This is a genomic window from Geotalea uraniireducens, assembly GCF_027943965.1.
In the GTDB taxonomy this organism is placed as follows: domain Bacteria; phylum Desulfobacterota; class Desulfuromonadia; order Geobacterales; family Geobacteraceae; genus Geobacter; species Geobacter uraniireducens.
In genome coordinates, this window is record NZ_AP027151.1 from 1238874 (window position 1) to 1251856 (window position 12983).

General features: G+C 68.5%; 4 protein-coding genes. 2 read left to right on the forward strand and 2 right to left on the reverse strand.

Annotated elements, in window-relative coordinates:
• Position 1 precedes the first annotated feature (1 nt).
• On the reverse strand, positions 2-6814 hold the full coding sequence (locus tag QMN23_RS05800) for a type I polyketide synthase (RefSeq protein WP_282002532.1): 6813 nt from the start codon (positions 6812-6814) through the stop codon (positions 2-4).
• On the reverse strand, positions 6811-8454 hold the full coding sequence (locus QMN23_RS05805) for a PfaD family polyunsaturated fatty acid/polyketide biosynthesis protein (RefSeq protein ID WP_282002534.1): 1644 nt from the start codon (positions 8452-8454) through the stop codon (positions 6811-6813). Before QMN23_RS05805 ends, QMN23_RS05800 begins: the two co-directional genes overlap by 4 nt.
• Before the next feature lie 829 nt (positions 8455-9283).
• Here QMN23_RS05805 and QMN23_RS05810 point away from each other — a divergent pair.
• Together QMN23_RS05810 and QMN23_RS05815 are read left to right on the forward strand one after the other, a co-directional pair.
• Positions 9284-9703 (forward strand): SseB family protein, encoded by a 420-nt coding sequence (locus QMN23_RS05810; RefSeq protein WP_282002536.1) that lies wholly within the window; start codon positions 9284-9286, stop codon positions 9701-9703.
• 249 nt (positions 9704-9952) lie between these two features.
• Positions 9953-12970 (forward strand): GAF domain-containing protein, encoded by a 3018-nt coding sequence (locus QMN23_RS05815; RefSeq protein WP_282002538.1) that lies wholly within the window; start codon positions 9953-9955, stop codon positions 12968-12970.
• Positions 12971-12983: the final 13 nt, after the last annotated feature.

The window sequence follows — 12983 nt, forward strand, 5'->3', positions numbered from 1 at the left end:
CTCAGGCGGCCCCCAGCTGGACGTCGCCCGGTTCGGGCAGGCGATTGCGCCGGAACGCCTGCTGCAGCGAGGGATCGATAACGCACTCGTACCCTTCGAGGCGGGCCACCAGCTTGCCGTTATGCCGGTCGAGGAATTCCATGTCGGCGGTGGCGCTGTGGGCGCTTTCCCCGGTCACCCGGATCACCACCTGCACCCCGTCGCGGGGGAAGGTTTCCTGGAACTGGCGGTAGCGGGCGCCGAAGCAGGGGAGGGAGCCGGCGCCGAATCGCTCGAATGACCAGAGGATCATCAGTTGGAAGGCGCTGTCGATCACCAGCGGATCGGTGATCCAGACACTGCGCAGTGGCCGGTTGATCCAGGCGGTCGGGACCGGCGCCCCTTTCACCCGGGCGGCGATCCCCTTGGCGGAACAGCCGTCCACCTGCTCGATGCCGTGCAACTCCGGGCCGTGGAAGAGGTGTTCCCGGTCGTAGAGCTCGCCGTTGCGGGGCTCGTAGGGAGTGGTGGGGATTTCGCTGATCGAGCGGATCCCTTCGGGGAGCCGGTTGGCCAGGACGATCTCGGCCCGGGCGTGGAGCACCGGCCGGTCGTCGGCGGTGCTGACGAGTTCCACCGGCACCAGGTAGAAGGAGTCGCGCTTTTCGGCCCGGCCGGCCAGCACCCGGAGCGGGCAGGGGGTCTCGCGGTCGAAGACCACCCCTTTGCAAATCCGCAGGTCGTTGAAGCCGTGGAAGCGGAAGCCGGGGTTGCCGTGAAGGGCGCCGTGGGCGAGCCATTCGACGATGACCGCCATCGGCAGGACCGCCTTGCCGTCAATGACGTGGGAGCGGAGGAACGGGTAGTCGGCCACGGTGAGGGTCAGGGCGAAGGCCTCGGCCAGCGGCCGGCCGGCGGCGGCCGGGCTTGGCGCCGGGGCGGTTGCTGCCGCCCCGCCGACCATGGCGACGATCTCTACCGGCGCGCCGGCGGCGGCGATCTCGTGGATGAGGAATTCGCCGCCGGCGGTCAGGTCGATCAGGCCGATCCCCTCGTTGGCAAAGACCTTCTTCAGCGCCGGGGTAACCATGCCGCCGTCCCAGGGGCCCCAGTTGATGCTGACGGTCCGGCAGCCGGCGCGGCGGCGCGCCTCCGCCTGGGCCAGCTTGTTGAGCACCTCGTTAGCCACCGCGTAGTCGACCTGGCCCACCCGGCCGAAGCGGCCGGTGGTGGAGGAGAAGAGGGCGATGAAGCGGAGGTCGTCGGCAGCGGTGGCGGCCAGCAGGGCGCGCAGCCCGGCCACCTTGGTGCCGTAGACGCGGGCGAACTGCTCGCGGGTCTTGTCGGCGATCAGCCGGTCGGCAAGTACTCCGGCACCGTGGACCAGGCCGCGGATCGGGCCGTGCTCTCGGCGGATTTCATCGACCAGGGCGGTCACGGCCGCGGCGTCGCGGATGTCGACGGCACGGTAGATGGCCTTGCCGCCGGCGGCGGCGATCTGTTCGAGGGTGGCGCGGAGTTCGCGGCCGGCGACCACTTCCCGGTAGCGTTCCTCGATCTCCCGCGGGTGGAGCTTTTCTGCAGCGTGGTCGATGATCGTCCGCTTGATCGCTCCTTCGTCGGCGAGGCCGTGGAGCCAGGCCGGTTCCGGCGCCGGTTCGGGGCTCCTGCCGAGCAGGACGAGCAGCGGCCGGCAGGCGCGGGCCAGGGCGATGGCGGTGGCTGCCGTCACCCCCCGGCCGCCGCCGGTGACGATGACTACCTCGCCGGCGGCCAGCGGTGGGGTGGCGGGAAGGTCGGCCGGCGGCAGCCCCGCCAGTTCCAGAGTGATCCGCCGGCCGGGGGTAAGGCCCACTTCCAGCGGCCCGCTGCGGAGCAGCTCGTCAGTGAGGGCCGCGGCCATGGCGTCGGGGGCGGCGAAGTCGCCCAGATCGATTGCCTTGCAGTGCAGCTCCGGGTGCTCCCGGGCGGCCGTCTTGGCTAGGCCGGCCAACCCGCCGGAAAGCGGGTCGAGCAGCTCGGTGGTGCTGCCGCAGCCGAAGGCGCCGTCGAGTCGGGAGACGGTGGCGCAGAGGGCACCGCCGGCGGTGGCGCCCCGGCGGAGGGCCGGCAGGGCGTGCTGGAGGAGCAGGAACGCCTGTTCGTGGAAGAGATCGGTACAGCCCGTCTGCGGCGCAACGATCACCAGCCCGGCCAGCGCTTCGCTCGGCGCGAGGCCGGGGAGCGCGTCGCCGGCCAGCAGCCGGACGGCGGTGCCCCGTTCGCGGAACTGCGCGGCGAGGGCGGCGACGAAGGGCGAGCCGTCGTCGGTCAGCCAGAATTCGCCGGCGGCGAGGGCCAGCGGTGCGGCGGCCGCTTCGAGGGCGACCGGGAGCACCGCCTGGCGGTCGATGGGGGCGGGCGCCGGCTCGGCCGGGATCGGCGTTGCCGCCGGGGTGGCTGCCGCCATGGGCGCCGTCACCGCAGTCGCCGGGGCGCCGGCGGCCAGGTGGGCGGCGATCTCGCCGAGGGTGCGGAGGGTGCCGAGATGCTCGGGGCCGATGGCCGGGGCGTTGGGGAGCCGTTCGGCGATGGCGGAGAGGATTTCGACCCGCTTGATCGAGTCGATGCCGAGGTCGGAGTCGAGCCCCATCTCCAATTCGAGCATCTCCACCGGGTAGCCGGTCTTCTCACTGACCACCGCCAAGAGGGTTTCGGTGACGGCGCTGGCCGATGCGGCCACCGCCGGTGCCGCCGTTACCGCCGCGGCAAGCGGGGCGCCGGCGGCCAGGTGGGCGGCGATCTCGCCGAGGGTGCGGAGGGTGCCGAGATGCTCGGGGCCGATGGCCGGGGCGTTGGGGAGCCGTTCGGCGATGGCGGAGAGGATTTCGACCCGCTTGATCGAGTCGATGCCGAGGTCGGAGTCGAGCCCCATCTCCAATTCGAGCATCTCCACCGGGTAGCCGGTCTTCTCACTGACCACCGCCAAGAGGGTTTCGGTGACGGCGCTGGCCGATGCGGCCACCGCCGGTGCCGCCGTTACCGCCGCGGCAAGCGGGGCGCCGGCGGCCAGGTGGGCGGCGATCTCGCCGAGGGTGCGGAGGGTGCCGAGATGCTCGGGGCCGATGGCCGGGGCGTTGGGGAGCCGTTCGGCGATGGCGGAGAGGATTTCGACCCGCTTGATCGAGTCGATGCCGAGGTCGGAGTCGAGCCCCATCTCCAGTTCGAGCATCTCCACCGGGTAGCCGGTCTTCTCACTGACCACCGCCAAGAGGGTTTCGGTGACGGCGCTGGCCGATGCGGCCACCGCCGGTGCCGCCGTTACCGCCGCGGCAAGCGGGGCGCCGGCGGCCAGGTGGGCGGCGATCTCGCCGAGGGTGCGGAGGGTGCCGAGATGCTCGGGGCCGATGGCCGGGGCGTTGGGGAGCCGTTCGGCGATGGCGGAGAGGATTTCGACCCGCTTGATCGAGTCGATGCCGAGGTCGGAGTCGAGCCCCATCTCCAGTTCGAGCATCTCCACCGGGTAGCCGGTCTTCTCGCTGACCACCGCCAAGAGGGTTTCGGTGACGGCGCTCGTCGGCGCGGTTACCGCCGGAGCAACTGTCGTGGCCGGCGTTGCCATGGCGGGCACCGGCGCAGTGGCGGGGGCGGTGACTGCCGGCGGAGGCGGCTGAACGGCGGCCGGGAGCGAGGTGGTTATCGCCCCCGTGGCGGTCGCTGCCGGGATGGTACCGCCGAGGAGCAGGCGTTGCTGCTGTTCGAGCAGGGTCTGGAAGGTCTTGGCCGCCTCCTCCTGGCCGTCGAGGAAGCGGCGGTGGAGCTGAGCGGTCTCTTCCTGCATCTTCTGTAGCAGCGCCAGGCTGTCGCGGGTCGTCCGGAGCGCCTCGGCCAAGGGGGCAGCCGGTGCCGGCCCGGCCGGAGCGGTGACCGCCGGCAGCGGCGGGACGGTGTTCGCCGGCGCCGAAGCGGCAGGGAGGACGGCTGCGGGAATGGCAGTCGTCGCCGGCCGGGCCGGGCTCGCTGCCGGTCGTGGCGGCCGTGGCTGGACGTAATTGGCGCCGCTGATCGGCACCGTCATTGCCGGTTTCTTGGCCGGCGGCGCCGGCCGGTAGCCGTCGTCCCAGGCGGTCAGTCGGGTATCGTAGCCGAGGACCGTCAGTTGGGCGAGGAGCCGGCCGAGGTCGGCGACGCCGGAACGCTTGCCGGCGGAGGAGTCAAGTGCCTGGGCCAGATGCTCCCGCTCGCCGAGGATCGCCTTGACCAGGCCGGTGAGGCGGCTGCCGGGGCCGACTTCGATGAAGGTCCGGACGCCGGCGGCGTACAGCGCCTCGATCTCGGCGACGAATTCGACTGGTTTGGCCAGTTGATTGGCTAAGAGCGCCCGGGCCGCTTCGCCGTCGTCCGGGTAGACGGCGGCGGTGCTGTTGGCGTAGACCGGCAGCTCCCCCGCCGGCAGTTCGACGTCGGCGAGGGCGGCGAGGAACGGGGCGGCGGCGTCGGCCACCAGCGGACTGTGGAAGGCGGCGGCTACCGGCAGCCGCTTGGCCGGGATGTCCCGGGCGGCGAAGACGGCGGCGGCCCGCTCGATCTCGGCGCTGCTGCCGGAGAGGACCGCCTGGGTCGGGGCGTTGCGGTTGGCGATCACCAGGTCGAGCCGCTCGTCGGCGAGGATCTTCTCGACGCTGGCCAGCGAGGCGGCCACCGCCAGCATCCCCCCCTTGTCGCCGTTGCCGGCGCCCATCAGCCGGCCGCGCAGCCGCGACAGGCGGTGGAAGGCCGGTTCATCGAGCCGGCCGGCGGCGCAGAGGGCGGTCAGTTCGCCGTAGCTGTGGCCGGCCACCGCTTCCGGGACGACGGCGAACGCCTGCAGGATCTTGAGGGCGCCGAGGCTGGTGGCGCCGATGGCCGGCTGGGCCGCTTCGGTGGCGCGCAGCGCTTCTTCCCGGGCCGCCGCGGAGTCGGTGAAGGGGGAGAGGGGGTAGATGAGTTCGGAGAGCTGGCGGTCGTGTTCGGCGGCAAAGCCGGCGTCGGCGGTCGCCAGGGTGTCGAACAGCCCGGGGAAACGGCAGGCGAGATCCCGGAGCATCCCGGGGTACTGGGACCCCTGGCCGGGGAAGAGCATGCCGAGCTTGCCCGGCCGGGGGCCGGTGGCGAAGAATGACCCGTCGGGGGTGCTCCACGGCCCGGCGGAATTTTTCTCCAGGAGCGCCCGGGCGTTGGCCAGCAGCGGGCCGAGCTTGGTCCGGTTCCGCTCGACGACCAGCACGAGCCGGCAGGGAGCGGCGGCATCGAACGTCGCCCGGGAGGCGGCGGCCGCAGCGCGCAGCTCGCTCCACGGGGCGTCGGTCGGGATGCCGGCCAGGGCGGTCGCCAGCTCGCCGGCAGTGGCGCCGGAGAAGGCGAGCAGCTGGACGGTGCCGTCCCAGTCGATGGCCGGCTTGGTGGGCCGGTACTCTTCGAGGACGACGTGGAAATTGGAGCCGCCGAAGCCGAAGGCGCTCACCCCGGCTCGCCGGGGGGCCGGGCCGGCGGTCAGCCAGGGGCGCTTGTCGGTCGGCAGGTAGAAGGGGGTGTCGGCCGCGGTCACTTCGACCAGCGGCTGCTGCACCTTGATGGTCGGGGGGATCACCTTGTGGTGAAGCGCCAGGGCCGCCTTGATCAGCCCCGCCGCGCCGGCCGCCGCCTTGGTGTGGCCGATCTGCGACTTCACCGAGCCGAGGGCGCACCAGGGGGCCGGTGCCGTGCCGTACACCTCGCGCAGCGCCTTGACTTCCACTGCGTCGCCCACCTTGGTGCCGGTGCCGTGGGCTTCCACCAGACCGATGGTCGCCGGGGAGACGCCGGTCCGCTGGTAGGCGTCGTGCAACGCCTTCCGCTGCCCGGTGGCGCTCGGGGCGTAGATCGCGTCCCCCTTGCCGTCGCTCGAGGAGCCGATGCCGCGGATGACCGCGTAGATCCGGTCGCCGTCCCGCTCGGCATCGGCCAGCCGCTTGATGACGACGATGCCGAGCCCTTCGCCGAGGATGGTTCCGTCCCCGGCGGCGTCGAACGGCTTGGCGTCGCCGCTCGGCGAGAGGGCCGGCGTCTTGCTGAAGCACATGTACATGAAGATGTCGTTGAAGGTATCGATGCCGCCGGTCACCACCATGTCGGACTTGCCGGTGGCGAGTTCCAGGGCGGCGAGGTGAAGGGCGCTCAGCGAACTGGCGCAGGCGGCGTCGACGACGCAGTTGGTGCCGCCGAGGTCGTACTGCTTGCTGATCCGGCCGGCGACCACGTTGCCGAGCAGGCCGGGGAAGGAGTTTTCCTGCCAGGGGACGTAGGAGTCGGCGATCCGCTGCACGACGTCTTCGGCCACCGCCTCGTCCACCCCTGCTTCCCGGAGCGCCTTGCGCCAGAGCGGATGGCCGAGCCGCGCCCCGAGGGGGATCACCAGTTCGAGGGTGCCGGTGACGCCGAGGATGACGCTGGTCCGGCTCCGGTCGTACTGCCGCTCGGCGCCGTAGCCCGCATCCCGCAGCGCCTGGCCGGCAGTGACCAGCCCGAGCAGCTGCGACGAATCGACCGCTTCGAGGATCGCCGGCGGGATGTTGAACTCCAGCGGATTGAAGGGGACCGGATCGATGAATCCCCCCCGCCGGCCGTAAGTCCGGTCGGCGGCCTTCGGGTCCCGGTCGTAGTAGTCGGCGACCTGCCAGTGGCTGGCCGGGATATCGGTAATGGCGTCGATCCCTGCGGTGATGTTCGCCCAGTAGTCGTCCTTGTCGTGCGCCTGCGGAAAGAGGCAGCCGATGCCGATGATGGCCAGCGGGCTTCCGCCGGGGGAAAGGTCCGGTTTCACTTCGTGCTGTTTCACCTCGGGTACTCCTTAATCGATGCGGTTTCAAACGGTTCGACGCGCAGTTCTTCCGGCGGCAGCCGGATTCCCTGGCTGCGCAGGACGGCGGCGCGGCTGAGTACCGCGGCGCCGTGGAGGATGTTGTGGGCCACCGTGACGACCTCGCGCCGGGCGGGGGAGGCCAGGAAGCTGCCGGCGACCCATTCGTTGAAGGCGCCCATGGCCGGACCACACCAGACCTGGTAGTCGACCTTGCGGCCCGGTTCGCCGTTCTTCGCCCAGTGGGCGGCCTGGCCCAGGTACCAGCGGAAGACGAGCGCCATCCGGTGTTTCGGGTCCCGGTCGCCCCGTTCCGCCTGGCGCGGGTCGCGGCGGAGGAAATAGGTCCGGGTCTGCTGCCAGATCTCGTCCAGCGGCGCATGGAAGAGGGTCTTCTCCAGTTTTTCCCGCTCGGCGGCCGGGAGCTCGTCGTAACTGCCGTGGGTACGGTAGAACTCGTACAGCTTTGCCGCCCGCATCGGGAACATCGTTCCCCGCTTCAGCACCTGGACGGTCACCCCCATCTCGAACATGTCGGCGGCCGGCGCCATGGCCACGTCCGCCTGGCGGGTCTCGGCGAGCATCGCCCGCACTTCGTTGCAGGTGCCGGATTCGACGCAGGCCTGGTTGACCGAGCCGGTCATGATGTAGGCGGCTCCCATGGCGAAGGCGGCAGCCGCGGCAGCCGGGGTGGAGATACCGCCGGCCAGGCCGACCCGCAGCGGCCGGTCATAGCCGTGGCTGGCGCGGAGCCGGGAAGCAAGCGACAGGATCGTCGGGAAAAGGGCGATCGCCGGCCGGTTGTCGGTATGGCCGCCGGAATCGGCTTCGGCGGTCACGTCGCCGGCCATTGGCACCTGCGCGGCCAACTGCGCCTGCTCTTCGCTCAACTCGCCGCTGGCGACCAGTTCGCGGAGAAACGCTTCCGGCGGCGGGGCGAAGAATCTGGCTGCCAGCTCTTCCCGGGAAACCTTGGCGATGAGCCGGTTCGGGGTGACGATGGTACCGTCGGCGGCGCGATGGATGCCGTGGAGGCGATAGCGGACCAGCGGCAGGGTCAGGGCGAGGAAGGCCGACGCCTCGACGAGCCGGATTCCCCGGGCGATGTAGAGCCGCGCCAGGGCATCCTCCAGATCCGGCTCGTGGGGGGAATGGATCAGGTTGAAGCCGTAGGGGACGGTGCCGAGGGAGCGGGCGAGCCGGTCGGCGGCGGCTTCCACCTCGGCGAACGGCAGCCCGGCCGCGCCGAAAAAGCCGAGCATCCCGGCCCGGCCGAGCGCCTCGGCCATCGCCGCGGAGCTGATCCCCTTGGCCATCGAGCCCCCCAGGTAGGGGAAACGGAGTCCCAGTTCGCGGCAGAACTCCCGGTCGCCCAGCTGCTCCGGATGGCAGGGGGGGGCGTACCCGTGCAGCGGCAGGCTGTCGGCCGGGACCGCGCCGAAACCGGCCGTACCGGCCGTCTCGGGGACGAGCGTGCCGTTGCGTTCCACCAGGTAGAGCGGCCGGTCGAGCAGCTGCAGCGCTGCTGCGATGCTGTTGCCTTCGGCTGCTGCGACCGCGGTCTCCGGGCGCCACCAGCCGAAGGTGGCTGATCGGTCGGTTGCAGAAGAATGGTTCAAGCTGAAACTCCTGAGAAGCGTGCAAAACTGTTGCGGGGGCGGTCTGCGGCGGGGCCGCTCGTTCGAATGCTCAGCGGACAACGGCTACGCTTCGCGCTTTCACGATCGTGTGCCGTGCCTCCCGGCCTCCTCATGATGTTTTGCAAGAGCCTCTCCTGTTAGCTGTTTTGCCTGCATGCGGAATTACGATGGCCTAAACGGTGAGACCCGGCGGAAGAACAGCGGTGAGGCGGGGCAGGATCAATTCGCGCATTTCATTTGAAAATAACCGGCCGGTTCACCGCCGGCTGCTCCGGGCGGGCGGCGGCCGGATTCTCCCGGAAGCCGGGACGGCTGCGGCCACGTCAAGCCCATACTATCTACCGGAAATTGGGCAAAAAAGCAAGGAAAGACATGGCTTCGGCGGAGAATTCACTCCCCGCTCCCCCTGCTTTGCGGAGAGCCCGGTGTGGTCGCTTTCCGATTCAGCCCCGCCTGGACATGTTTTTTAGCGCTCCGCCGATCCAGCTGGGTGCGGCGGGCGGCCTCTTCGTCTGTACCGAAACGGCGATAGAGCAGGCTGCAGTAATCGGCAAGGAGTGTTTCCGTGGTGACGGCGGCGTCAATCGCCGGTCTTGCCTGTGCTGCATGCCGCGATACGCCTTTGCGCAGGCCCCCGATTTCCTTGCCGGGACGAAAATCTCCCTTGCCGAAGGGAACCCCTCTTTTTCTCGGGAGGGGGCGCATGCAACAAGCTATCGCTTTACCTTGGCGGCGGCTTCCCCTATACTGGACGGCAACGGCCCGCATCTGCGGTGCCGCCCCATTTACCGGCTGAAAGGACGGCCCGATGACCGAACTCGACAAGGCACTGGAGCTGCTGCGCCAGGATGCGAACGACGCCAGGAACCAATCGAAGTATTACGATCTCTTTCTCAACTCGACCTTCTTCGTCCCGGCTCGCGACGAGCCGGTGGCCGGCGAGGATGCGGGCCCGGCGGAGGGGCAGGCTTTGCCACTGATCATGGAAGCGGAGGGGAACGACTATCTGATGCTCTTCGACACCCGGGAGCGCCTGCAGGATTGGGCCGCCAGAGAGGTCCGCTTCGTCGAGGTGCCGGGGCACGTCCTGGCTGCCATCACCATGCCGCCGCTGCACTGGGCGCTGAATGTCGGAACCGGCTATTCGAAACAGTTCCTTCCCGACGAGATCGCCTGGCTGCGGGGGGTGGTCGAGCGTTGCAACGCTGCCGCCGCCACGCCCGAGTAAACCACGCCTGCATTATTCCGTGCTGCCGCCACCGGCCGCCCCGACTACGGGGCGGCTTTTTTTTGTTAGCGATGGCGGGCGATTGCAGTTAATGTTTAGCGACGAGCTGTGTTATATGGAAAAGTGGTTTACATTTTGCCGCTAAAGAACTGTTCATTGATGACGATAAATGTAGGTAACGGGATGGTTTCTGACTGACATCACCGACCGCACTGCGGAGCGAAGCTGTAACTGGAAGGGACATACCGCGTGGAAGAAATCGGGGATCTGAAACGGCGCATCCGGATTTTCGTCGGGCTTGTCCTGGCGGCAATGGTGGCGATCTCCACCTGGAGCATCGTGGTCGAGTATCGTCATATCATTGCCACGGCAGAGCGCCAGACGGCGGGCTACGCCCAGGCGCTCAGCGAGCATGCTGAAAGCTCCTTTGCCGAGGCCGACCGGGTGGCGAGGGATGTCGTCTACAACGTTGGGCTGCTGGGAGGAGTCGAGCGGCTCGGCCGGCGCCAGCTGTTCGATCTGCTGCACCGGCAGGGGGGGGGCTCGCCCCAGATCGGCACGCTGTTCATGGTCGATCAGCACGGCCTGATGTTCATCAATTCCCAGGAACCCTCCCGGCAGATCCGGGTGGCTGATCGGGAGTATTTCCGTTATTACCTGAACAATCCCGGCACGGACCTTTACCTGAGCAAGCCGGTAATGAGCCGGCTGGTCCACCGCTGGCGCTTCAATCTGATCAGGCCGCTCGATCCGCCCGATAGGCAATTTGCCGGTTTTCTGGCAGTCGCCTTCGAGGTCAATTACTTCAAGCGGTTCTTCAGCGCTTCGAGCCTCGGTCCCCGCGGCCGGGTGATGCTGATCCGCGATGATGGCGCTCCGCTGGTCTTCGAGCCGGAGGTGGCGGGGATCTACCAGAAGGATTTCCGCGACTCGCGCCTGTTCCGGACATGGCTCCCCAAGGCCCCGTCGGGAACTTTCAGCGTCGACAGCAGCGTCGTTGACCGCGGCCCGCGGATCATTTCCTACAAGCGGCTGTCGCGCTTCCCGGTAGTTGCGGTAGTCTCCCTCAATCGGGACGACGTTCTTGCCCCCTGGGCCCACAAATCGCTGCTGCAGGCGGCAGTAACGGTGGCCCTCTGCATCGTTATCCTCTTCCTGACCCGGCTGATGTTCCGTCACCTGGACCGGCTGGAAACGGCGCGGAGCAGCTTTCGCGAACAGCAGGAACTGGTCAGGGTGAAGGCGGCGCAGATCGATGCAGCCAACGACGCGATTCTCCAGTGCGACCTTGCCGGCCGGCTGGTGCATTTCAATCAGGCGCTCTGCAAGATTACCGGTTTCCCGGCGGCCAAGCTGGCGGCAATGAATCTCCACGACCTGGCGCCGCCGGAGGCGCGGAACCAGCTGTGCCTCGCTCTGCAACGGGTGGAGAGCCTGGGCGAGGCAACCTTCGAATCTGCCTATCTGACCCGCGACGGCAGCGTTGTGCCGATGGAGGTCCATGCCCATCGGATGGAGAGCGACGGTACCCCTTACATTCTCAGCATCGCCCGGGACGTCCACGAGCGGAAGCAGGCCGAGCGACGCGAGCAGGGTCGGCTGGCGATCCTGGAAGAGATGGCGACCGGGGCCGCCCTGGATGGGTTGCTTCAGCATATCGTCAATTTTGCCGAACAGCAGAGTCACGGGGCGATCTGTTCGGTGCTGCTGGCCGACGAGACGGGCAGCCGACTCCGGCACGGTGCGGCGCCGAACCTGCCGGAAGCGTACAACCGGGCTGTCGACGGCCTGCCGATCCGCGAGGGAATGGGATCGTGCGGTACGGCGGCCCATCTGAAACAGCGGGTGATTGTCGAGGATATCGAGAGCCATCCCTACTGGAAGGGCTTCAAGCCGGCCTGCGAGGCCGGGCTGCGCGCTTGCTGGTCGACGCCGATCCTGCTTTCGGACGGCGAGCTGCTCGGCACCTTTGCCGTCTATTACCGGGAGCCACGGGCGCCGAGCGAGGAGGAGATCGCCCTGATCGAGTCGGCGGCCCATCTGGCGAGCATCGCCATCGGCCGGGTTCGCGAGGAGGAGCGGCGCAAACTTCTGGAAGACCAGCTCCGTCATGTGCAGAAGATCGAGGCGATCGGCCAGTTGACCGGGGGGATTGCCCACGACTTCAACAACCTGCTGACCCCGGTTCTCGTCTATGCCGACATGATCAAGAGCGACTCTCCCGCCGAAAGTACGGCGCGGATGATGGCGGAGCGCATTCTGAAGGCCGCCCAGAAGGCTCGCGAACTGACCCAGAAGCTGCTCTCCTTCGGGCGGCGCCAGATCCTCAAGATGCAGCTGCTCGACCTGAACGAGGTGATCCGTTCGTTTCATGACATCCTGCGGAGCACGATCCGGGAAAATATCGCCATCCGGCTGGTTCTGGCGACCGGCGGCGTTGCCGTCCTGGCGGACCGCGGGCAGGTAGAGCAGATTCTGCTGAACCTGGCAGTCAACGCCCAGGATGCCATCAGCGGCAACGGCGCCATCACCATCGAAACCGGCCACGTGCTGCTCGACGACGAATACGTCCGCCTCCATCCCGGAATGCGCCCGGGTCCCCATGTGATGCTTTCTTTTGTCGATGACGGCTGCGGGATGGACGATCGGACGCTGCAGCACATTTTCGAGCCCTTTTTTACCACCAAGCAGGTCGGCCACGGGACGGGGCTCGGCCTGGCAACGGTCTACGGAGTGGTGAAGCAGCATAACGGTTATATCGCCGTTACCAGCAGGGTCGACAGCGGCACGACTTTTACCATCTATCTGCCGGCCAATGACGCTGTCGCCCCGGCGGCGGGGGGAGAGTCGGCAAACGCCGATCCGCTTGCCGGGGTCATGCGGAACAAGACCATCCTGGTGGTGGAAGACAACGAAATGGTGCGGGAGATGGCGGTCGAGCTCCTGGCGGCCACCGGCTGCCGGGTGCTGGTGGCCGCCACGCCGGGCGAGGCGTGCGAGCTGGCGCAAGATCGTCGGCAGGTCATCGATCTGCTGGTGACGGATGTGGTGATGCCGGAGATGGATGGCCACGAGCTTTACGACCGACTGGCGGGGGAGCGGCCCGGGCTGCCCGTGCTCTTTATCTCCGGCTATACGAATGACGTGGTGGTCCACAACGGGACGCTGGAAGAAGGAGTCAACTTCCTGCAAAAGCCGTTTACCCGCGAGCAGTTCATCGGCGAAGTCGGGCGGATGCTGCTGGAGGCGCCACTGGCCACGGGGTGATGCAAACGGTGTC